Consider the following 21,916-nt stretch of genomic DNA (forward strand, 5'->3'; position numbering starts at 1 on the left):
TAAGGCAACGGACTTTGACTCCGTCATTCGTTGGTTCGAATCCAGCTACCCCAGTTTTTTTTATATAGAAATGGCGGTATAGCCAAGTGGTAAGGCAGAGGTCTGCAAAACCTTTATCATCGGTTCAAATCCGTTTACCGCCTTTATACGCCGGCGTGGCGGAATTGGCAGACGCGCTGGACTCAAAATCCAGTGCCCGCGAGGGCGTGCCGGTTCGACCCCGGCCGCCGGTATAACAGAAAAGACAAAGCTTTTGAGCTTTGTCTTTTTTTGCTTTTTAACATACACTTCCAGAGGTGCAAAGTCTGGTTCTATAATTTATAGGGTTGATGGAGAAAATTCACCAACCCTATTTTAGTGTATAAAAATGGGCTTTATCCCTTATATTAAAAGCGTCCAAACTATTTAAGAGGAGATGAAAACCCTATGATTACTATACATGAAGTTGTGCTACAAATTAAAGAGTCGTAATTCTAAGTTTGCTCCGCTAAATCACTCCAACTTTACCGACTACTTGAAGATAGTTTTTATTAGGTACATGGTTATAATTAGTTATTAAGTTAGTGGCTTAGGTAGTTGTTTTAATGTTTCTGCTGAAGTCCAGCTAGTTGATATAACTTCAAAATTTCCCTTTTCATAGACTAGGAGGTCTCCATTTCCAATAAATTGATACTCATTTCTCTTATCAAGATATAGGGAAAATGTATCTATTCCTATGACATTTTTAGAAATATCAATGGAATTTTGAGGAGTATGCCCAACAATCTGTTTAGGATAGTTTTCATTAACTGCTAGTTCAATTTCTCTAAAATCCGCCCATAAAGGTGAGCCTGCTAAGTCTCCTCCACCACGCATAGGACCGACTGCATAAGCGAAAATTTCTAGTTTTTTCTCATGTGCCTCTGTAATAGGCTCGAAATGCCATGGGACAGGGTCAAATAGAAAATTATACCCTGCGTGGCTTATTAAATAATCATCTAGTTGATAAGCTATCTGCAAGTTTAAACTTTCTAATAGATTTTGAACTGCAAAAAAGAGTTCGAGGTTTTTAACAGAAAAAGGAGCAGGTTGTCCTAGTAAATAATAAATATCATGATTACCTACTAGGTTAATAACTTCAAGCCCATTTTGTTCGTGTTTCTTTTTCCATGAGAATAGATAAGTAAGATCTTTAGCATATAACTGAATATTTTGATTTTGACCGTGTAAATCTACATAGTCTCCTAATAAGATAATCCTTTTAACACTATGCTTTTTAATGATTTTATCCGCTAGAGGAAGTATTAATTGTGCTTTCAGATGTAAATCTCCAATAAGTAATGTCTTCATAAAACACCTCTTATATTTTATAGATAGTATTGTCAATTTTACAATTTTTCGTTCGTTTTCATAATCCTTCATCAATACCAGCATGAACAAAGATTTGAGTATCAGTTTCATAATATCGTTTATCTTTATATTTTTTTAAAACCAGTTTATGAATGGGATGAACTTGATATTATTTTTTATTTCATTTCTAACTCCTGTTTCAAAGTTTTTAGGATTCGATTTTAATATATAGTTCAATTCCTCTTGAGAGAAGAAACTCTTTATTGTTTCTGGAAATGCAGAAGCAGTAGGGTTCTCTAAAATCAACCAATCATAAAACCATTCTTCATGATTTCCTAAAAGAGTAATAATTTGATGAGGATAAAATTCCTCCAGTTCAATTATTTTGGAAATCACTTGAAAAGAGTGAATTCCATTGTCAATATAGTCTCCGATTAGAATTAGACGATTATTTTTATCAGATAGATCTATTTTACTGAGAGCGTTTATGAACTCATCTAAGTATCCATGAATATCAGATATAGCGTATATTTTACCCATGGCGCTTCATCATCTCTTCATGTGAGAAAGTTTTTTTGCCACCTTCAACCCATTTTTTATAAGCTTCATCAGCGAGCTTACTATCATATATATCTTCAATTTTCTCTACAATAGCTTGTCTAATAAAGTCATTCTTTGTTATATTATTTTCTTCAACAATAGCATTTAATAAAGAATTTAATTCCTGACTAAGTCGCACAGAAATTAGTGTAGTATCTACATTATTCATATAACAGTCTCCTAATAGTTATTTTTTATACAGAATACTTTTTGTCTAAGAGTTTCACAATAAAACCCTTAAATTTATAGTTATTTAGGAAAAAATTGTCTGGATACACCTTTACAAAGTGGGGTAAATTCTTCAAAGGAATCTTTCAACTTTTGACGATTCAATTTTCCAATCTAAGCTTTCTTGTTCATGTATTTATTTCACGTTAAGAGAGTTCTGACGCTAACTAAAACTTTGTCTCTTTGTGTTCTAATTAAAAAATTTGGAGATTAGTTACTAAAAATTACTAATATTTTATTTTTGAAGAAATAATATAACAAGTGGAACACCTAGTATGGTTTAAGTGCTTAAGAATTTGATAGCAGAAAGATATTTTTCTCTTCTTTTAATATCTATAGGATTAATTTCTTTTAATCGACTTAAGTCAGAATTATGCCGTAAATCTGCTAACTTCACAATACGAGCAAGTTCGTTGGTTTTAACTAATTCTAGGTAGTTTTGGTAAGTTTGCCCTTTTTTCTTAGTGATAATATCAATTGCTTCGAGAATAGCTTCAGAAAAACCATATGTTTTTAGTTCTTTTAGAGTGATCCTTGTATCTTCGATGACATCATGTAAATAAGCTACTATTTTTTCTTCGTCTGTAGTAACAAAGTTAGCGACAGTTTCTGGATGTTTAATGTAATCAACTCCTGCTTTATCTATTTGCCCTTCGTGTGCGTTTTTTGCGATTTGATATGCAAGCTCAATTTGTTTTTTCATATCTCTACCTCCTGTAGATTTTCATCGTATATTTCTTCAACGAAGCCAATATATTTCTGAAACTCAAAATATTAATTAGAAAAAAGGGATGTTAAGAATTTATTTGTTTTCCAATCTAAGTATTATATTTATTTTATATTAAATCATCTAACTTAACAGCAAAATCTTTCTTCTTACTTGGATTTAAGTGTGAGTAGGTATCAATCGTAGTCTTTATAGAAGTATGTTCTAATCTTTTTACTAGATAATCTTCTCCATGGTTTATCAGCAGGAAAGGGTGAAAGTGACTAATATCGTATATGCATATCTTTTTTATCATATCATCACGTTTATAATTTTTTATTGATGGAAATTATACTTGTTCTTACTTTAGTATTGGTTGTACTTATATGACTTACACTTTTATTAACATAGATAGATTTTGTGGTATAAATTGTATTACTTGAAAACTCTATGTTTTTCTATGTTAGTGCGAGTGTGTCACCAAGTTACAGTTTTGGAAAGAATAGAACAGTAAAGAGTAACTTGATATTATATTCTTCAGTTTTAAACGATGAGGTCGGTAAGCAATATCCCCAATACTAAGAGAAGAATAACACTGATAAGAGGAGAGGCTCTACCGTATCTAGTGATTAGAAGTGGCAGGACTAAGAGAGCTCAAATCGTTCACAGTGCAATTTCAAGTTTTTTCTAGTGATAAAATATTTACTTCTACGTTCTGCTAATGCTTTCAGTTTTAGTATTGTCATTAAATAGAAAAAGTTAGTTGTAAAGCTTTATGATCGCTAAATTGATTATCAAGTGTCGAGTAGTTTTCAATTTTTGTGTTCGGAGTTATAAAGATGTGGTCAAGCTTTCTAGTTTTCCAAGTCGGCAATTCTAAGCTAGCGTTTACCATGTATTTCTCCATTTCGATTATCTTATCAGACAAAGTAGTTCTGTTGATTAAACTCTCATTCATGTCCCCAGCTAAAATAACATGGTCATACCATTTTCCTGCTTGAGAAGCAAATTGAATAGAATTATCCCACATTTCTTTTTTCTCATGGGGATATCTTTCATAGAGCGGAAAATGTAAGGAATAAATAGCAATGGTTTGGTTATTAACCCTAAACAAGCCGCCACTTTGACGATTTTTGAATTCTGTATATAACAAAGGTAGTTTTTTGATGAAAGTGATTTCAGAATTTTTGTAAAATAATCTAGAATTAACAGGATTTTTACTGTTTCTATGAGGAATAACTTTATATCCGTGTAATTCCAGTTCTTCTAATAAGTCTTTATCTTGCAGCATATCATTTTTACTGCACGTTCCTATTTCTTGTAGAGCTATAAATGTGGGGTTATTGGATACTAAAAAATTAGTAATTTTCTCACAGGAACGTTTATAGTTGTTTCGTGCCCCCATAAAATCAAGATTAGCAGATAGTATCGTTAAATTTTTCATAGATATCAACCTTTCTATAATAGTAAATTGGCGAGAGGAGGAGATTTCCTCCTCTCTCCCTCGCTTCTTTTTTTGTAAATGTATTAATTTATCCTTGTTATCCTCCTGTATTTTTACTGTTGCATTATCTTTACCTTTTTGCATTTTTCGCTCCTCCTTCACGAATTAGGCATCATAGCCATCGAATACCTCTTCATTACAAAGAATTTATTTTAATGCTTCTTATTTTTCTGTGTTATGAGAATTACCTCCTTTTTCATTTCAGTTAGATTTGATTTTCTATATCTTTAGAATAAAAAACCTTTTTAAAGCATTTATTTATTATTATTATATCGTTTTATATCCGAAAGTCAAGGAGTAAATAAAAAAAATCCTTTTAAGGTGCGTTTGGAATATTTTCTCTTTATTTATTAAGGTTTTTAATATAAAATAGAATAAAATCTTATTTAATAACTAGGAGACAAGTATGAATAATGAACGTAGAGAACGGTGGAAGAAATTAAGCTCGCAAAGAATGTCACGTGTACTATGGACCACAGATCTTATTGCTAATTTATCGAGTCACAATTATGAGTATAAAGACGAATGGATTGAATATTTGTTTAGTGCGTATCTTCAGAAGGGTGCTGAGATACAAGAAATATTTCAAAATCCTGAAAAATTATCTGAAGAATTAATTTCAGAATTTGAATTTCCAACAGAGTTTTTTAATTGTCAAATTAGTAAAAAAGAAATGAAATTCAAAGAAGTTGCCGAAAGAAGAATGAGCAACCTATATAAAGAAATGAATTATTTTAGTAGATTGGCCAATACTAAAAACTATACCTATGCTTCTATTGATGTTGATTTTCTCTTTGATTGCTATATGAATAAATATTATGAGCTAAAAAGTTGGTTCCCACCTTTGGAAAAAGATAGAGTTTGCAATGATATAAATATAGGAGACTTTCCAACTGAAAATTAATAAACTAGTAATAAGAAACATGTGAGGAGTATAAAATGGTGTAGTGCAATCCGATTAATTATGAAGTTACTGAGGAAGATGCTTTGAAGCAATTAAAAAAGAGCAATAGCAGATTTTAAAAACTATTGAAGATAACTCCGTGAATCATTGGTTTTATAGATTCTCTGTGAATTTATTTTTCTAAGTACCAAACTCCACAATCCGGTACTAAGTTTAAACTAGAAATGTTGGTAAAATCGCATTTCTAGTTTTTTATATAGAAAAATTTGATGTGCAAAAGTGGATAAGATTTTATATAAATATGAATTTAAAGAGGTAAACAATGACAATACTAGATCAACTTGAAAAATATCCAAAGGACTTAATTTCAAAAGGATATTCTGAAGAAATTAAGTACAAAGTTAAAGCTGATAAGAATTACTTTTTAAAAATTTCTCCTCTATCATTTGCTAAGAAAAAGGATTTAGAATTGAAATATATTTCATACTTAGAAAAAGAAATGAAATTTCCAAATTTATTAGAAATAAAGTTTGAAAATAATTCAATTCTTAGTTTATATGAATGGATTGATGGTGTTGATTTTCGAGAATATGTGACTCAATTAACGGATAAAGAACTGTATCAATATGGAATTCAAGCAGGTTTATTTTTAAAGAAGATTCATTCGATTTCTATTGAAGAACAATCATTGAACTGGTATGAGTTTTATTTACAGAAATCAATGAGAAAGATAGAATCTTTTAAAAAGTTAAATCAAGAATTTACAAAAATTGAAAAATTTATTAATTATATACAAGCGCATCAGTATTTATTACATGAAAGACCTATTTCACTATGTCATGGTGATTTTCATGTTGGAAATATGATGATTGACTTGGAAACAAAAGAACTTATTATAATTGATTTGGGCTCTTTAGAAATTGGAGATCCTATTGAAGAGTTTAATCGCATGATTTGGAATGCTCAATTATCAGAGGAGTTTGCTACAGGATTGATTAATGGCTATTTTGATGAAGAGAAAATTCCTGAAAAATTTTGGAAATTAATGGCCTATTATATGTCTTGTGATGTTGTAGGTTCTATTCCTTGGGCAGTAAATTATGGAAATAATCAGTTGCCACTAATGCTTGAAAGGGCAAAAGTAGTGTTAGATTGGTTTGATGATTTTGAGCGTGTGATTCCAAAATTTTATAAAAGAGTTAATTTTAAAAAGGATGGTAATTTATAGTGGATATTCAACAATATAAACAAATGTTAGAGCAACCTTGGGGGAAGATTCAATATGAAATTACTTTTGCTCAATTAGCTCATATAAAAAATAAGAAAATTTTAGATTTTGGTTCCGGATTTGGTTTAGTAAGCCAATTTTTAGATGAAAATAATGAAGTGGTAGCAATTGAACCACAGGAAGAAATGTTGTTTGCTTATTCCAATCATACTTATGAGAAAATTTTAGGCAGCTTAGATCAAGTTGAAAAATTTGAATCGGAATCTTTTGATATCGTTTTGTGTCACAATGTACTGGAGTATATTGAAGAAAATAATCGAGAAAAATATCTTTCTGAATTTAAACGAGTATTAAAAAGAGATGGGAAGTTATCTATTATTAAACATAATCAGGTTGGTAAAATTATGCAAGCAGTGGTATTTTCTAATGATGTAGATCAAGCATTAGATTTATTAAAAGGAAATGAATTTAAAAGTGTATCTTTTAAATCTGGCACAACATATACCATTGATGAATTATTAGGAATGTCAAAAATGAAATTGGAGAAGTATCAAGCGATTCGTACTTTCTATAGTTTACAAATGAATGAAGTAAAAACTAAAGAAAACTGGTTAGAGAAGATGACTGAAATGGAGCTTGCTGTATGTGATTTGTTACCTTATAAAGATATTAGTTTTTTACAGCATGTATGGCTAATGAAGGAATAGAAGTTAAAGTTTCTTGTAAGTGCTAATATCGTGTGGTAGAGTTTTATTCATAGAAGTTAAAGGAGGATTAACATGAATAGAAATGAAGTTATTGAATTACAACACAAACGTTTTGCAGTAAAGAAATATGACCCCAATCGTCGAATTTCAGACGAAGATTGGGATGCATTAGTGGAAGTAGGACGTTTAGCACCATCATCCCTTGGGTTTGAACCTTGGAAAATACTTCTATTAAAAAATGAACAAATGAAAGAAGATTTGAAAGAAATGACTTGGGGTGGAATAAATAGTTTAGAAGCTGCGAGTCATTTTGTCATTTTCCTTGCTCGTAAAGGAGTTACTTATGATAGCCCATATGTTGCAAAGTTGATGAAAGAAGTAAAAAATCGTGAGTATGATCCTACTTCAAGATTTGCTCAACGTGTAAAGAGTTTCCATGAAATAGATGCAGAATTAAATGATGAAAGAACATTATTTGACTGGGCTAGTAAACAAACATATATTCAAATGGCAAATATGATGTCTGCAGCAACACTTCTAGGGATTGATTCTTTACCAATTGAAGGATTTAATAGAGAAAAAGTAGAATCTTATTTAAAAGAAAAAGGATTTTTAAATACGAATGAATTTGGTGTATCTGTAATGGCAAGTTTTGGATATCGTGATCAAGAGATTACTCCTAAAGTTCGCTGGAATAAAGAAGAAATTTATGAGGTAATTGAATAGTTAACAAAAAAATATTTTGAAAACTGACTGGAGAAATAGTTAATTTCTTTAGTCAGTTTTTTGATTAAAAACCTTTTAGAAGAGACTATATACAATTTATACAAAATACGCATTTTTTCCGAAATGAAATAACTCTGGTTCGTTAGTTAAAGTAAAATTAAGGTATTTATCCTCTTTGTATGTTTATTTTCTTTAATAAATAGATTTAGAGATATAAAGTTTGTGAAATTAAATAGATTGAGAGATGATTTATAAAATTTAATAAAATCTTAAATTTTATAAAGTTACATTTTTTAGAATATCAACAAATGAGTAGTAAAAAATTATAAGTTTCAATAGTTTTGTAATAATTATTTTAATTAACAATGCATATGAAATCCTAAGAAAAGAAAACAATAAATGAAATTGTATAATTCGGATTAATTCTTAATGAATTAATATATATAAGAGTTTCACAGAGAAATTTCTAAAGAAAATATGAATTAATCTTTAGTTTTATGTTATTTGATTTATAATGAAGATGAATAAAAATAGGGGGGATAAATATGTGTAGCATTGAAAAATTAGTAATGAGAATTCAAAATGGTAAAGATGAAGAAGCTTTTGTTTTATTAGAGAATAAAATAAAACCATTAATGCAAGTGATGTATTATCGCCATTTTTATTATTGTGTAGAGTTGGAAGATTTTATTCAGGAAGCTAGTTTTTTACTCTTCTATACAGCAAAAAAATTTAATTTTAATAAAGGAAAATCCTTTTTAGCCTATTACAAACGTTCATTAAAAAACTATGCTATACAATTAATTCGACGTGAGCATCGAGAAAGGGTTATTCCAGAAAAAGCTATTTGTAAAAATGATATTTCAAATTTGAAGTGTCATGTTTGTGTAGAGGAAGAATTTTTATTAAAAGAAGAAATGTCTAAGTATTGGCAGTCCTTGTCTTCTTTTGAAAAAGGAGTTTTTTACTTCTATACAAGAGGATATACATTTGAACAAATAGCAGAAAAATCCAATAAATCTGTTTCAGCTATAAAAAGTGCCTTTCATCGTTGCCATAAAAAATTTAAACTCTTTTATGAATCGATTCATAATGATACTTCATTTAAATGATAAATGTAATTCAATTTTCTTTATTTATAACAATATGACAAATATTTATTATTAGCTTATTGTATGATATACTATACAAGGTATATAAGTTGTCGTATAGGACACGAAAAGGAGGACCGTTCGTGGTTGCATTAAATTTAAGAGCACAAAATATTGGTATTGATTTAGGAACTGCCAATACGATTGTTTATCATGAAAATGAAGGTATTGTGACACGTGAACCATCAGTTGTCGCAAAAAATATAGTTACTGAAGAAATTATTGCTGTCGGTCAAAATGCATTTGATATGATTGGACGAACACCAGAAAATATTGTCGCAGTTAGACCAATGAAAGATGGTGTAATTGCAGATTATAATACAACAACAGCTATGTTAAAATATTTTGTACAATCAATTGTCGGTCGTTCTTTCTTTAAACCGGTGGTAATGATTTGTGTACCCAGCGGAATTACAGATGTTGAAAAAAGAGCAGTATTAGATGCTACAAAATATGCAGGTGCTAAAGAAGCTTATGTTGTTGAAGAACCATTTGCAGCAGCTGTTGGAGCAGGATTACCTGTACAAGATCCAACTGGTAGTATGATTGTTGATATTGGTGGTGGAACGACCGATGTAGCAACAATTTCATTGGGTGGAATTGTAAATAGTCAATCTATTCGTATCGGTGGCGATGAATTAAATGAAGCCATTGTATTACATGTTCGTAAAAAATATAATTTATTAATTGGTGAAAGAACTGCTGAAGATTTAAAAATCCAATTAGGATCTGCTTCGGTAGAAAAAGCTTCTGCATATGGGAGTATGCAAGTTCGTGGACGTGATATGGTTTCTGGTTTACCAAGAATTATTGAAGTAGAAGCTGTGGAAATTGCAGAAGCAATGAGTGAAATTATTACACAAATTATTGATGCCGTACGAGATGTTCTTGAACAAACGCCACCAGAAATTGCATCTGATGTGATTGATCATGGTATCGTCTTAACCGGTGGTGGTGCATTGTTAAGAAATCTAGCAGAAGTTATTTCTGATTACACGCAAGTTCCTGCTTTTGTGGCAAATGATCCTTTGGATTGTGTTGCTTTAGGAACTGGAAAAATTTTAGGAAATCCATTATTAATGAAAAAATAATGAAAAGGAGACTGAATAGTGAATCCAATATTTTCGAATAAGAAATTAATTGGTTGGGTTTTAGGTGGGATTGTAACTTTATTACTGATTACATTTTCACTCACTGTTGGTAGTAATATTGTTTCGCAAGGTGTCAATGATGTGACGAATATTTTGGGTCGAATGCTTGCGTATCCTGCCAATAGTGTCAATGATTTTATGGAAAGTATTTCTAATTTAACAAATACTTATCAAGAAAATCAGACGTTAAAACAAAAAGTTGAAACAATCTATGAATTAGAAGTCCAATTAAATGACTTAAAAAAAGATAATGAAAAAATGAAGGAAGCTTTAAAGTTACAAGATACTTTAAATGACTATACTTTAATTAATGCAACAGTCATTGCAAGAAATCCAGATACTTGGAGAGATATTGTAACGATTAATAAAGGTTCAAATGATGGTTTAACTCCTCAAATGTCTGTTATGAGTGATAACGGATTAGTTGGTAAAGTATTAGATGTGAATCCTACAAGTGCTAGAGTAGCTTTATTATCAAATAATGATAATACATTGGTTCGTGTAGCGGCAATGATTCAAGGAGAAAAAGAATCGATTTATGGAACATTAACCGGATATGATTATGAAAAAAATATTTTAATTATGAGTCAAATTCAAGCAACTCAAGAAATTAAAGTTGGAGATAAAGTTGTTACATCCGGTTTAGGAGGCGTATCTCCAAGCTCATTATATATTGGTACAGTTGAAGAAGTAGCGATGGATCGTTTTGGACTTTACAAAGAAGTTCGTATTAAACCGGCTGCTGATACAAATGATGTTCGATATGTAACAGTAGTGAAACGTACTAGTGAAAGTAGGGCTGAATAATGCATACTTCAAAACGTATTTATTGGTTACCGATATTGATGATTATTTCTTTTTTAATCGATGGAGTAATGATGAACCACTTTTCAGCATTTTTAACAGAATCGGGATTTACCTTAGTTCCAAGAATTGTTGTTATTACCTTAGTATTATTTACTTTTATCATTGATCATTCAATTATGTTTTGGTTTGCGATATTAGTTGGTTTTATGTACGATAGTTACTATTCAGGTATATTAGGAGTTTATGTGGCAATTTTTGCTATCATTGTTCGAGTAATTGGACATATTAGAGGGAGGATTAGTATTAATCCTTTTACATTAGGGTTAGCATTGATATTTTTATTAACTATTACTGAAACAGGTGTTTATATTATTTATAGCATTATTGGTATTCAGCATCTTACAGTACAGCAATTTTTAGTTCAACGATTAGGTGCTAGTTTAATATTAAATATTGTATTGTATTACTTATTGTATATTCCATTAAAAAATTTAGCATTATGGGTACAATCAGGAATTTCTCATGAAAAGATTTCATTACGAGCAGCTCGTAGAAATCAAGGAAATTCATATCATTATCGTTAAAATGAAGCCGGCTATCAAGCCGGTTTTTTGTGTACGAACATATGTACGAAAAAAGTAGAAGAAAACATAAAAGTTATGCTATAATAAAAGAAAAGAAGGAGGTATAATGATGAGCAATTTATACGATACAGCGAATCAATTAGAACGTGAACTTCGTCAATCAGAAGAGTTTACTGCAGTGAAAGAAGCTTTTGAAGCAGTACAACAATCTGAAGAAGCAAAAGCTTTATTTGAAGAGTTCCGTGATATGAATGCGAAATTCTTACAAAAACAAGTCAATGGTGAAGAATTGACTGAAGAAGATTCGACTTATGCAAATGAGTTATATCAAAAAGCAAGTTCGAATGAAACTATTCAAACATTAATGCAAGCAGAGCAACGTTTAAATACGGTAATGCAAGATATTAACCGCATTTTAACGACTTCATTACAAGAATTATATCAATAATAATATTGATCGAAACGGTCTTATTGATTTTTAGCCAAATGAATAAATTTCATAATGGACTAGAAGTGAATAGATCGTTTTATTTTTTTACAGATAAGGAGTTTTTATGATTCGCTTTATTCATTGTGCCGATATACATTTAGGAAGTCCTTTCACTGGACTTCAACAAAAAAATAGTACGATTGCATTTCAAGCAATAGAAGCTACAAAAAAAGCCTTTTTAACGTTGATTGATAAAGCCATTGAATATCATGTTGATTTTGTGCTAATTTCAGGAGATATTTTTGATTCTAATCATCAGCATATTCAAGAAAAAATCTTTTTAAAAGAACAATTTCAAAGATTAGCTCAAGTAGGTATTTATGTTTATTTGATTCATGGGAATCATGATTATGGAGGATTTACTGAAGATTGGAATAATGACTGGGTAAAAGTCTTTAAAGAAGAGGTTTCAACAGAAATCTTGAAAACTTCTTCCGGTGAAAGTATTGCTATTAGTGGATTTAGTTATGATACAAGATGGATAACAGAGTCAATGGCAATGCATTTTCCAATGAGAAATTCTTTAGTGGATTTTCATATTGGGATGTATCATGGTCAAACACGAACGGCATCTGATTCATCTGCAGCATATGCTCCCTTTAAAATTAGTGATTTAGAAAAGCTTCATTATGATTATTGGGCATTAGGACATATTCATCGAGCAATGGATTTAGATTCTAATGGAAGAATTGCATACTCTGGAACAATTCAAGGACGGAACTTTAAAGAAATGGGTGAAAAAGGTTTTTATGTCATTACTTTAAATAAAAATCTACCGATGAATAGACAATTTATTTCTTGTAATCCAATTGAATGGGTGGAAATAAAATTTTTAGTGGAAGAAGTTCATTCTATAGAACAAATCGTATCACAGCTGTATAGAGAAATTTTAATTCAAAAATGGAATGTAGATAAAATTTATTTATTAAAATTTAATCTAATAGTAGATAGAGGATTTAATCAGTCATGGTTGAAATTAATAGAAGAAATTTTACAAAGGGAAATTTCAACTAAATATGAAAAATTATATTTGATAGAAATTGATGTCGAATTTAAAAAGTTAAAAAGAAATAATCAACTGAGCATTGAATTATTGGAGGACGAGGAAAGTCACCAAAATCGAATGCAAGATATTCAAAATATTGCTATGCAACATACTCTATTGGCAAAATATTTTTCAAAAGAAATGAATAGTGAAGTATTTCAACATAAAATAATTCAAAGAGCCAAAGTTTTAATCGAAATGAATATGGAAGTAGGTGATGAAAATGTACATTAGTAGAATTGAAATTTTTGGGTATGGAAAATGGTCAAAAGTACGAATGGATTTTCATCATCAATTGCAAATATTTCAAGGAAAAAATGAATCGGGGAAATCGACCTTACGTTCTTTTATTCAACATGTTTTATTTGGCTTTCCAAAGAAAGTTTCTGGCAAATACCCTTATGAACCTCAAAATGGGGGAATTATGGGAGGGCGAATTTGGTTAGAAGAAACATTTGAAGGCTCCCTTTTCATAGAAAGATATATCAAAAATGGCAAGCAGTGTTTTAAATGTGAAACGACTTCAGGCAATAGTTTATCCGAAGAAAGATGGAAACAATTGCTTTTTCAAATTGATGAAAAACAATATGCACAAGTTTTTGGATTTAATAAAGAACAATTAGACCAATTTCAATTTTCTTCAATGGAGGAAATGGATCAATTTCTCTATAGTGTCAGCTTAACCGGTAGTGAAGAATGGATGAAACTATCAACAAGATTACAAAAACAAGCAGACTCAATCTTTACTCCTAAAGCTGTTAAAAGAGTCATTAATCAGCAATTACATCAATTAGATTTACAAATGGTTAAAATAGAAGAATTAGCAAAAAATAATGATGTATATGAAGAGACACTTCAAAAATCTGAAGAGATTAAGCAAGAAATTCAAAGGAATTCGCTGATGATTCAAAAAAATCAGGAAGAAGAAAGAAAACTTCAATTATTACAGTCTCATTGGAATAGCTATGAAAGATGGAAACAAATAAGTCATAAAATTAATTTCAATCAGGAAAAAAATTGGAATCCAGAATGGAAATATGAATTAGAAAGAAATCATTTAGATTATGAATGGAATGAACAACAAATTCATGAATTACAACAGGGGTATCATATATGGAAGGAAAAACATCAAAATGAACAGATACTCAAAGAGGATCCAAGATGGTCTCAGTTACTGAATATTTCTTTGATGGAAGATGAAATAGATGAAAAAATATTGCTTAGAAAAAAATTGCAAATAGAATTAAATGAATTACAACAAAATATTTTTAAAGAAGAAGAAATATGGAATATTCATCAAAATCATATTCCTTTGAAAATCCCAGAATATGAAATTGAACAATTAAAAGAAAAGATGTACCAGCAAAAAAATTTAAAATTTGAAGAAGTAGAATTAGATACTAAAATAATTCGACTAAAAGAGGAACAAGAAAAAATCAATAACCATTCTAGAAATCAAAATTCTAAGCATCATCGATTGAATATGACTGGACTTCTGATTTTTAGTGGAGTAGTGACTAGTCTTACATCAATTTTACTATTCTCAAATCAAGTGTTTAAAGCTATTGGAATGGTAATAGGAATGGTAATTGGTTTATCTAGTTGGATGTATGAAAAGAAATCTGTTCATACAAGTCAGTATCAGGAGTATTTTTCAGCAAGATTAGAAGAAATCACTAATGAATTAGGGAAGTGTGCTTTACAAAGAAAAAATAATAAAGAAAAACTCGAAAAAATTTCTCAGGAATTATTTACTTGGAAAAATAAATATGGATATGCTGATTCAAGTATTACAGTTGAACAACTGTGCCAAGGAGATGTTTTAAAATCTCTTCGATATTTTATAGAACAGAGACAAATAAAAGAAAGAATACTTCAAAAAATTGAAAAAGAATTAGCTCAACTACAGATGAACTGGCAGTGGGTTTTTGAAGTAAAGAAAGAAGCTATTCCAAATACTATTGAATTAGAATGGAAACTGTTAAAGAAAATAATTCTAGAAGTTCAAAATTCTTATCAGAAAGAACTTCTTCAAATGAATGAAGGGTTAAAATTACAAGAACAAATCCAACAACTATATAGTGATAAACAAATATTAGAAAATCAAAAAAATTCGATATTTAAGAAAGCTAATGTTCAAAATGCTGAAGAATTTTATCAAAAAGATGAAGCATATGAAAGGAATCGACTATTGATTCAAGAATATACTCAGATAAAGCAACAATTGCAGGATTATTTAGAAGAATTAGAAACAATAAGAAGTAAAGAAGAACTAGAACAAAGAATGGAGAGTTCACATCACTCATTATTAAGTCTTCTTCAAAAAAATCAATCCTTAATAGAAGAACAAGCACAAAAAGTACAACAACTTCAACAACTAGCAACAGATGGAACTTATCATGAACAACTGATTCAATTTGAATTATGGAAGGCAGAAGTAGAAGAACAATTAGTAGAATGGGTAAGTTGTTTATATGCTTCAAAATGGATTTTAGAAAGTTTACAAAAACAGTTACCTTCTCAAACAAATGAAGTGATAAAGGTAGCGGGTCATTATTTTAATCGATTAACTCAAGGCAGATATCAAGGAATACAAATGGAAAATATGAAAATAGCTGTTAAACAAAATAATGAAAAATGGTTATTTGCAAGTGAATTGTCTAGAGGTACATTAGATCAATTATTAGTCAGTATTCGTTTAGCATTTATTGGAAATCTTTCTTCAAAAATAGCATTGCCTATATTAATCGATGATGGTTTTGTGAATTTTGATAGTGAACGTAAAAAGATTATGTTACAATTAATTAAAGAGCTTTCAAGTAAAGTACAAGTAATCTATTTTTCATTAGATGATGAACCTTTTACGATTGCTGAAACACGTGCTAGCCTCATTAGGCTACAAAGATAGAAAGAAGAGGAATAGATGGTAAAAAAATTATATGATTATGCAGTAGATGAATCTTTAGAGTTGTTTTTATTAATTAAAACTGCTGATGTGAGATTAGCAAAAAATGGGAAACCATTCTTAGCTTTTACATTCCAAGATAAGTCAGGACAAATGGATGGCAAATATTGGTCAGCGACACCTGAAGAGATAGAACGTTTTTCATCAGGAAGTATTGTTCATTTAGTTGGAAAAAGAGAAATTTTTAATGGAATGCCTCAAATTAAAATAACTGGGTTACGTCTTTCAAGACCAGAATTTGGTGAACCAAGTGAAGTTTCAGATTTCTTAGAACATGCTCCAATGAAAAGAGAAGAAATGGAAGAAGAGTTAAATTCTATTCTGTTTGAAATTATTAATCCAACAATGCGAAGAATAGTGCATAAAATTTTAGGGAAATATCAACACGATTTCTTTGAATATCCTGCAGCTAAACGTCACCATCATGCGTTTGCAGGAGGATTAAGTTATCATACTTTATCGATGTTACGTTTAGCAAAAGCAATTGCAGAACAATATCCAGAAGTCAATCGTTCATTATTATTATCTGGTGTTCTATTACATGATATTGGTAAGATTATTGAATTATCAGGAGCTATTGGGACTGAATATACTCTAAAAGGTAAATTAATGGGTCATATTGTGTTAATGGATGAAGAAATCACAAAAGCCTGTGAAGAATTAGATATTGATCAAAGTCATGAAGATGTAGTCTTATTAAAACATTTAGTATTAGCACATCATGGCAAATTAGAATATGGTTCTCCAGTTCGTCCATTATTATTAGAAGCAGAAATTTTACATCATGTGGACTTAATGGATGCTAGTGTTACAATGATTACTTCAGCTTTACAAAAGACAGAACCAGGACAATTTAGTGAGCGAATTTTTGGATTAGACAATCGAACATTTTATAAACCACGTACTGTAGAGTAGAAAATAAAAGTCTGTTTTATCAGACTTTTATTTTTTTAAGCAAAACTATTTACAAAATCAAAAAAGAGGTATATGATATGAACTGTAATCAAAAATATTACATTTAAAGAAAGGTGATTTATATGTCAAAAAATGTAAAAAATATTATTATCGGGTTTGGTAAAGCAGGTAAAACAATTGCTGCTTACTTAGGAACACAAGGAGAAGAAACAGTTTTAATTGAAAAATCTCCTGTAATGTATGGTGGAACATGTATCAATGTTGGATGTATTCCAACTAAGAAAATTGCTACTGCAGCAGCTCGTAAAAAATATAGTCAAGAAGATGCAGCAAGTTATTATCAAAAATCAATTCAAGAGAAAAAAGCTTTAATCGCTGCTTTAAATCAAGCAAACTATCAAAAGGTTAATTCTGCTCCAAATGTAACAATTGTTGATGGTTTTGGTCGTTTTGTAGATGAACATACTGTTGCCGTTGATACAGCTAATGGTGTAGAAGAATTTGTAGGAGAAAGAATCTTTATTAATACAGGTGGTACTCCATTCATCCCACCAATTGAAGGATTAAAAGTTGGAGGACCAATTCATACAAATGAAACAATTATGGATTTAGAAGAATTCCCAGAATCAGTTGTTATTGTTGGTAGTGGATTTATCGGATTAGAATTTGCAGCAACATATGCACAATTTGGCTCTAAAGTAACAGTAGTAGATGTATTTGATGCATTTATTCCTCGTGAGGATGATGATGTTTCTGCTGCAGTTAAAGAACGTTTAGAAGAAATGGGCGTTACTTTTGAATTAGGAATTTCTGTTAAAAAAGTTGAAACAGAAGGTAACAAAGCAACAGTTTACTATGCTAAAAATGATGAAGAAAAAGTACTTGAAGCAGATGCAGTTTTAGTAGCAACAGGTAGAAAACCAAATATTCAAGGCTTAGATTTAGAAAAAGCTGGTGTTGAATTATCTGAACGAGGCGCTATTAAAGTAAATGAATTTTTACAAACAAATAAACCACATATCTTTGCATTAGGAGATGTAAATGGCGGACCACAATTCACATTTATCTCATTAGATGACTTCAGAATCGTGAAAAACTTCTTAGCAGGAAATAAAGAATATTCAACTAAAGAACGTTCATTAATTCCTACTTCAACATTTATTAGTCCTACATTGTCAAGTGTTGGTTTAAATGAAAAAGCAGCACAAGCAGCAAGAATTCCTGTGAAAGTTGCTAAATTACCAATGGCTGCTGTTCCAAAAGCAAAAATTTTAGGCAACCAAGTAGGATTTTATAAAGTATTAGTACATGAACAAACAAATGAAATTGTTGGGGCAACATTATTTGCTGAAGAGTCTCATGAAGTGATTAATATCATTGCAACTGCTATTAAAGCAAAATTACCTTACACAGCTTTACGTGACCAAATCTTCACTCACCCAACAATGGCAGAAGCATTAAATGATGTATTTGGATTAATCAAATAGAGGAATTGAAATGGGAAACGACTTTATAGTTATCATCCATTGTTTAACGTATTTATCTGTGCATCATGATAGAAGATTCTCTAGCCAACAATTAGCACATAATGCAAGTAGCAATCCTGTTATTGTACGAAAAGTGATGAGTTTGGCTTCTTCTAAAGGATATGTAGATGTTGTAAATGGAGCTAATGGAGGATATAAGATTCAAGTAGATCCAAAAGATATTTCATTAGGAGATTTGTTTATTCTTGTTGGAGAAGATCAACGATTAAAGAAACAGTATCAATCTTCTCTAGATGAAGTATGTCTGGTAGCTAACCATATTTGTAGTGTATTTTCCGACTTACAAGAAGAACAAATTCAAAATCAAGTGGAATTTTATCAAAAACAGAGTATACTTGATATTGTAAAGAGATTACAAAAAAAATCAGAAAAGTAGAAGTTTAGGATTTTATGTAAGGAGTGAGTTTAATGGAATTAGTAAAAGAAGAAAATGCGTTTAGACATTATAATGCAGTAGGTGAAATGGATGCTGAAATTACATTTCAAGTTGAAAAAGATGTATTGATTGCAGATCATACTTTTGTAGATCCAGCTTATAGAGGGCAAGGAATTGGAAAATTACTAGTCGATAAATTAGCGAATTATGCTAGGGAAAATCAGAAGAAAATCCATCCAACATGTTCATATGTCGTTAATTTATTTAAAAAATATGACGAATATAGTGATGTGAAAATATAAAAAAAGTTAAAATTCACAAAAAAAACACTAAAATTTCACAAAAAAATCATATTTTACCTTTATGATACAGCCATACCCAATAAAACACCTAAGGTTTACTTCTCCCAAATAAAAAATGAACTCCCAACATTTTTTATTAGTAAACCCTCCTAACCTTTTCCCGTTGTTAGAAATAGCAACGGGTTTTTTGGTATTAAAAATCGTTAGAGAATGGTTAAATTTTAATCATAAGTGTTGGAAGTTTTGAAAAGAAATAGTATAGTTAATTATTATAGAGGAAAAAGGAGAATTTATGGTAAATCATTATTATACAAAAAATCCAGATAGTAAAAGTCAACAAAAGCATTGGACTTATCACCTAAAAGGAAATACTCTTTCTTTTACAAGTGATAATGGAGTTTTCTCAAAACATACTGTTGATTTTGGTAGTGAATTATTGGTAGAGTCTTATGATGTTCCTGAGAAGTTTCAAAAAGCAAGTTTATTGGATATTGGCTGTGGTTATGGTACGATGGGACTTGCTTATGGAAAAGCATACCCTGAACTATCCATTGAAATGATTGATGTCAATGAAAGAGCGTTGTTATTAGCAAGGGAAAATGCGCAAAAAAATGGCATAAAAAATGTAGATATATATGAAAGTAATTTGTATGATGCTGTAAAGAAATCTCAATATGAAATTATTATTAGTAATCCACCTATTCGTGCTGGAAAAACAGTTGTTCATACCATTTTAGAAAAAGCATATGATTATTTATCTGAAAATGGACAATTAGTTATTGTCATTCAAAAGAAACAAGGAGCTCCAAGTGCTCAAAAGAAAATGGAAGAAGTATTTGGAAATTGTGAAAGAATTCAGTGGGATAAAGGATATTGGATTTTAGTAAGTACAAAAATTTAAAGGAGAATATTATGACGAAAAAAAATAGTAAGAAAAAAATTTCAAATTGGAGATTGTGGGTTGCAGGACTTTTATTTATAATCGCAGGATTATTATTTGCTGCTGGACCAATTCGTTCGTATATGCTAGCACAATTCCAACAAGAGCATACCCAACAATTAAGTAAGGTAACAGCAGCCGAAGTGAAAGAAAATGAAACTCAAGAAGCAGAATTTGATTTTTCAACGGTTGAACCACTAGATTTACAAGCTGTTGTAAAAGCTAAAATGGATACTTCTAAATTTTTAACTTTAGGTGCAATTGCTGTTCCAAGTGTGAATTTAAATTTACCAATTTATAAGGGGATTTCTAACCCTGTATTATTAGCGGGAGCTGGAACAATGAAACCAACTCAAAAAATGGGGGAAGGTAATTATGCATTAGCGAGTCATCACTATTTTTCAGATGAAAAATTATTATTCTCACCATTAGTTAAATTAAAAATTGGAGATAAAATCTATTTAACAGATATGGAATATGTTTATGAATATGAAACTACAAGTATCGATCTAGTAGAAGCTTATCAAGTAGAAGTCATTTATGATGTACCAGGGAAAACAGAAATTACTTTAATTACATGTGATGATTTACAAGCTTCACATCGATATAGTTTCAAAGGGAAATTCGTTTCAAAAACTCCAATTAGTGATGTAACAGAAGATGTAAAACAAGCATTTAATATTGATTTTACAACACTATAAAGGTAGGTGGAGTGATTGGCGACTATTCAAGATATTGCAAAAAAAGCTGGTGTAACGAAAAGTACCGTTTCAAGATATTTAAATGGCGGTTCGATTAGTTTAGAAACAGCGCAAAAAATTGAAAAAGTTATTAAAGAAGAAAATTATACGCCAAGCCCATTTGCTCGAAGTTTGAAAGCGAAATTTAGTTCTATGATTGGTGTGATTGTACCAAGAGTTGATTCGGCGGCAACTGCACTTACTTTGATGGGAATTGATGAAGTTGTTGAAGAATTAAACTATGAATTAATTATGAATAATGCCAGACAAGATAGTCAAAGAGAAATTAAAGCTATCGAAGGTTTTGCTAGAAATAAGGTAGCTGGTATTATTTTAATTGCTACAGAAATTACTTCAGAACATATTAAAGCCATTAAAAATTGCCCTGTTCCAGTTGTGATTGTAGGGCAAGAACATAATGAAATTAATAGTGTGGTTCATGATGATTATCAAGCTGGATTTGAATTAGTCAAAAAACTTGCAGAATTAGGTTACCATGAATTGACTTATGTGGGCGTTTCGAAACGAGATTATGCAGTTGGAGTTGTTCGAAAAAAAGGAATTTTTTCAGGAGCAGAAGCTCATCAATTTGAAAGAATTGAACAGCTTGAAGGAGATTTTTCTACACAAAAAGCTTTAAATATTGGGATGGAGATATTTAAAAATCAAAGTCATTCCTTAGTCATTGCAGCTACAGATAATCTTGCAGTAGCTTTAATGAAAGCTGCTCAACAATGTGGTAGAAAAATACCTGATGAAGTTGCAATTGCAGGATTTGGTGGATATGAAATTGGCCAATTTATGAATCCAACATTAACAACCGTAGAATATCAATTTAAAGAAGCTGGAAGAGTCTCGATGAAAGTTTTAGAAAAATTAATTCGAAACATTCCTTGCGAGATGAAAACAACGATTCCAGTTCATGTAAAATTAGGAGAAAGTACAAAAAAAGCTAGAAATTAGGGAAATGC

The 21,916-nt window shown here is 30.4% G+C and carries 22 protein-coding genes, 2 tRNA genes and 2 pseudogenes; 20 read left to right on the plus strand and 6 right to left on the minus strand.

Annotation, left to right across the window (positions count from 1 at the left end; all coding sequences use genetic code 11):
* Positions 1 to 72 precede the first annotated feature (72 nt).
* Together RWO76_RS05270 and RWO76_RS05275 are read left to right on the plus strand one after the other, a co-directional pair.
* A tRNA-Cys gene (locus tag RWO76_RS05270) sits at positions 73 to 143 on the plus strand.
* Between the two features lie 6 nt (positions 144 to 149).
* Positions 150 to 233: transfer RNA gene (locus RWO76_RS05275), tRNA-Leu, on the plus strand.
* Positions 234 to 555: 322 nt separating this feature from the next.
* Here the strand turns inward: RWO76_RS05275 and RWO76_RS05280 are convergent.
* The 6 genes and pseudogenes from RWO76_RS05280 to RWO76_RS05305 form a co-directional block, all read right to left on the minus strand.
* Positions 556 to 1,329 carry a metallophosphoesterase gene (locus RWO76_RS05280; RefSeq protein WP_314354628.1) on the minus strand — a complete coding sequence of 258 codons (774 nt, stop codon included), beginning with the start codon at positions 1,327 to 1,329 and terminating at the stop codon, positions 556 to 558.
* A 67-nt stretch (positions 1,330 to 1,396) separates the two neighbouring features.
* Positions 1,397 to 1,869 (minus strand): annotated as a pseudogene (locus RWO76_RS05285) (metallophosphoesterase); the annotation flags it as partial.
* Positions 1,862 to 2,098, minus strand: a complete 237-nt coding sequence (gene relB / locus RWO76_RS05290) for a type II toxin-antitoxin system RelB family antitoxin (protein ID WP_314354629.1) — start codon at positions 2,096 to 2,098, stop codon at positions 1,862 to 1,864. The gene relB and the pseudogene RWO76_RS05285, both read right to left, overlap by 8 nt.
* A gap of 339 nt (positions 2,099 to 2,437) precedes the next feature.
* Complete coding sequence (locus RWO76_RS05295; RefSeq protein ID WP_314354630.1) at positions 2,438 to 2,860, minus strand: GTP pyrophosphokinase; 423 nt, start codon at positions 2,858 to 2,860, stop codon at positions 2,438 to 2,440.
* 133 nt (positions 2,861 to 2,993) lie between these two features.
* A pseudogene (locus RWO76_RS05300) lies at positions 2,994 to 3,411 on the minus strand (site-specific integrase); the annotation flags it as partial.
* 197 nt (positions 3,412 to 3,608) lie between these two features.
* Complete coding sequence (locus RWO76_RS05305) at positions 3,609 to 4,451, minus strand: endonuclease (protein WP_314354631.1); 843 nt, start codon at positions 4,449 to 4,451, stop codon at positions 3,609 to 3,611.
* A gap of 322 nt (positions 4,452 to 4,773) precedes the next feature.
* Here RWO76_RS05305 and RWO76_RS05310 point away from each other — a divergent pair, with 322 nt between their 5' ends.
* The 18 genes from RWO76_RS05310 (at position 4,774) to RWO76_RS05395 (ending at position 21,908) form a co-directional block, all read left to right on the plus strand.
* On the plus strand, positions 4,774 to 5,271 hold the full coding sequence (locus RWO76_RS05310; protein ID WP_314354632.1) for a hypothetical protein: 498 nt from the start codon (positions 4,774 to 4,776) through the stop codon (positions 5,269 to 5,271).
* 322 nt (positions 5,272 to 5,593) lie between these two features.
* Complete coding sequence (locus RWO76_RS05315; RefSeq protein ID WP_314354633.1) at positions 5,594 to 6,499, plus strand: aminoglycoside phosphotransferase family protein; 906 nt, start codon at positions 5,594 to 5,596, stop codon at positions 6,497 to 6,499.
* Between the two features lie 23 nt (positions 6,500 to 6,522).
* Positions 6,523 to 7,206 (plus strand): class I SAM-dependent methyltransferase, encoded by a 684-nt coding sequence (locus RWO76_RS05320; protein ID WP_314354666.1) that lies wholly within the window; start codon positions 6,523 to 6,525, stop codon positions 7,204 to 7,206.
* A gap of 72 nt (positions 7,207 to 7,278) precedes the next feature.
* Positions 7,279 to 7,932 carry an NAD(P)H-dependent oxidoreductase gene (locus RWO76_RS05325; protein ID WP_314354634.1) on the plus strand — a complete coding sequence of 218 codons (654 nt, stop codon included), beginning with the start codon at positions 7,279 to 7,281 and terminating at the stop codon, positions 7,930 to 7,932.
* 545 nt (positions 7,933 to 8,477) lie between these two features.
* Positions 8,478 to 9,044: a sigma-70 family RNA polymerase sigma factor gene (locus RWO76_RS05330; RefSeq protein WP_314354635.1), complete on the plus strand. Its 567-nt coding sequence runs from the start codon at positions 8,478 to 8,480 to the stop codon at positions 9,042 to 9,044.
* A 122-nt stretch (positions 9,045 to 9,166) separates the two neighbouring features.
* Positions 9,167 to 10,174 carry a rod shape-determining protein gene (locus RWO76_RS05335; RefSeq protein WP_314354636.1) on the plus strand — a complete coding sequence of 336 codons (1,008 nt, stop codon included), beginning with the start codon at positions 9,167 to 9,169 and terminating at the stop codon, positions 10,172 to 10,174.
* Positions 10,175 to 10,192: 18 nt separating this feature from the next.
* Complete coding sequence (gene mreC, locus RWO76_RS05340) at positions 10,193 to 11,041, plus strand: rod shape-determining protein MreC (protein ID WP_314354637.1); 849 nt, start codon at positions 10,193 to 10,195, stop codon at positions 11,039 to 11,041.
* Positions 11,041 to 11,625, plus strand: a complete 585-nt coding sequence (gene mreD / locus RWO76_RS05345; protein WP_314354638.1) for a rod shape-determining protein MreD — start codon at positions 11,041 to 11,043, stop codon at positions 11,623 to 11,625. The genes mreC and mreD overlap by 1 nt, the downstream gene beginning before the upstream one ends.
* Positions 11,626 to 11,734: 109 nt before the next feature.
* Positions 11,735 to 12,073, plus strand: a complete 339-nt coding sequence (locus RWO76_RS05350; protein WP_314354639.1) for a YlbF family regulator — start codon at positions 11,735 to 11,737, stop codon at positions 12,071 to 12,073.
* A 106-nt stretch (positions 12,074 to 12,179) separates the two neighbouring features.
* On the plus strand, positions 12,180 to 13,394 hold the full coding sequence (locus RWO76_RS05355; RefSeq protein WP_314354640.1) for a DNA repair exonuclease: 1,215 nt from the start codon (positions 12,180 to 12,182) through the stop codon (positions 13,392 to 13,394).
* Positions 13,378 to 16,068 carry an AAA family ATPase gene (locus RWO76_RS05360; RefSeq protein WP_314354641.1) on the plus strand — a complete coding sequence of 897 codons (2,691 nt, stop codon included), beginning with the start codon at positions 13,378 to 13,380 and terminating at the stop codon, positions 16,066 to 16,068. Before RWO76_RS05355 ends, RWO76_RS05360 begins: the two co-directional genes overlap by 17 nt.
* Positions 16,069 to 16,083: 15 nt before the next feature.
* Positions 16,084 to 17,040: an HD domain-containing protein gene (locus RWO76_RS05365; RefSeq protein ID WP_314354642.1), complete on the plus strand. Its 957-nt coding sequence runs from the start codon at positions 16,084 to 16,086 to the stop codon at positions 17,038 to 17,040.
* A 122-nt stretch (positions 17,041 to 17,162) separates the two neighbouring features.
* Entirely contained in the window at positions 17,163 to 18,527 is a 1,365-nt protein-coding gene (locus RWO76_RS05370; RefSeq protein ID WP_314354643.1) for an FAD-dependent oxidoreductase, read from the plus strand.
* 10 nt (positions 18,528 to 18,537) lie between these two features.
* On the plus strand, positions 18,538 to 18,963 hold the full coding sequence (locus RWO76_RS05375) for an Rrf2 family transcriptional regulator (protein WP_314354644.1): 426 nt from the start codon (positions 18,538 to 18,540) through the stop codon (positions 18,961 to 18,963).
* A 32-nt stretch (positions 18,964 to 18,995) separates the two neighbouring features.
* Entirely contained in the window at positions 18,996 to 19,265 is a 270-nt protein-coding gene (locus tag RWO76_RS05380; RefSeq protein WP_314354645.1) for a GNAT family N-acetyltransferase, read from the plus strand.
* Positions 19,266 to 19,557: 292 nt separating this feature from the next.
* Positions 19,558 to 20,166, plus strand: coding sequence for a class I SAM-dependent methyltransferase (locus RWO76_RS05385; RefSeq protein ID WP_314354646.1), 609 nt, complete (start codon positions 19,558 to 19,560; stop codon positions 20,164 to 20,166).
* A gap of 11 nt (positions 20,167 to 20,177) precedes the next feature.
* A complete protein-coding gene (locus RWO76_RS05390) occupies positions 20,178 to 20,906 on the plus strand; it encodes a class A sortase (protein WP_314354647.1) in 729 nt (242 codons plus the stop codon).
* 15 nt (positions 20,907 to 20,921) lie between these two features.
* Complete coding sequence (locus RWO76_RS05395) at positions 20,922 to 21,908, plus strand: LacI family DNA-binding transcriptional regulator (protein ID WP_314354648.1); 987 nt, start codon at positions 20,922 to 20,924, stop codon at positions 21,906 to 21,908.
* The last annotated feature ends 8 nt before the right edge of the window (positions 21,909 to 21,916 follow it).

The sequence above is a fragment of the uncultured Granulicatella sp. genome (assembly GCF_963521425.1).
In the GTDB taxonomy this organism is placed as follows: Bacteria; Bacillota; Bacilli; order Lactobacillales; family Aerococcaceae; genus Granulicatella.

Coding starts and splice junctions, on each gene's coding strand:
- RWO76_RS05365 (WP_314354642.1), top strand. CDS start 16,084: ATGGTAAAAAAATTATATGATTATGCAGTAGATGAATCTTTAGAGTTG.
- RWO76_RS05370 (WP_314354643.1), top strand. CDS start 17,163: ATGTCAAAAAATGTAAAAAATATTATTATCGGGTTTGGTAAAGCAGGT.
- RWO76_RS05380 (WP_314354645.1), top strand. CDS start 18,996: ATGGAATTAGTAAAAGAAGAAAATGCGTTTAGACATTATAATGCAGTA.
- RWO76_RS05375 (WP_314354644.1), top strand. CDS start 18,538: ATGGGAAACGACTTTATAGTTATCATCCATTGTTTAACGTATTTATCT.
- RWO76_RS05325 (WP_314354634.1), top strand. CDS start 7,279: ATGAATAGAAATGAAGTTATTGAATTACAACACAAACGTTTTGCAGTA.
- RWO76_RS05330 (WP_314354635.1), top strand. CDS start 8,478: ATGTGTAGCATTGAAAAATTAGTAATGAGAATTCAAAATGGTAAAGAT.
- RWO76_RS05385 (WP_314354646.1), top strand. CDS start 19,558: ATGGTAAATCATTATTATACAAAAAATCCAGATAGTAAAAGTCAACAA.
- RWO76_RS05350 (WP_314354639.1), top strand. CDS start 11,735: ATGAGCAATTTATACGATACAGCGAATCAATTAGAACGTGAACTTCGT.
- RWO76_RS05315 (WP_314354633.1), top strand. CDS start 5,594: ATGACAATACTAGATCAACTTGAAAAATATCCAAAGGACTTAATTTCA.
- mreD (WP_314354638.1), top strand. CDS start 11,041: ATGCATACTTCAAAACGTATTTATTGGTTACCGATATTGATGATTATT.
- RWO76_RS05305 (WP_314354631.1), bottom strand. CDS start 4,451: ATGCAAAAAGGTAAAGATAATGCAACAGTAAAAATACAGGAGGATAAC.
- RWO76_RS05360 (WP_314354641.1), top strand. CDS start 13,378: ATGAAAATGTACATTAGTAGAATTGAAATTTTTGGGTATGGAAAATGG.
- RWO76_RS05390 (WP_314354647.1), top strand. CDS start 20,178: ATGACGAAAAAAAATAGTAAGAAAAAAATTTCAAATTGGAGATTGTGG.
- RWO76_RS05355 (WP_314354640.1), top strand. CDS start 12,180: ATGATTCGCTTTATTCATTGTGCCGATATACATTTAGGAAGTCCTTTC.
- relB (WP_314354629.1), bottom strand. CDS start 2,098: ATGAATAATGTAGATACTACACTAATTTCTGTGCGACTTAGTCAGGAA.
- RWO76_RS05295 (WP_314354630.1), bottom strand. CDS start 2,860: ATGAAAAAACAAATTGAGCTTGCATATCAAATCGCAAAAAACGCACAC.
- RWO76_RS05310 (WP_314354632.1), top strand. CDS start 4,774: ATGAATAATGAACGTAGAGAACGGTGGAAGAAATTAAGCTCGCAAAGA.
- RWO76_RS05320 (WP_314354666.1), top strand. CDS start 6,523: ATGTTAGAGCAACCTTGGGGGAAGATTCAATATGAAATTACTTTTGCT.
- RWO76_RS05280 (WP_314354628.1), bottom strand. CDS start 1,329: ATGAAGACATTACTTATTGGAGATTTACATCTGAAAGCACAATTAATA.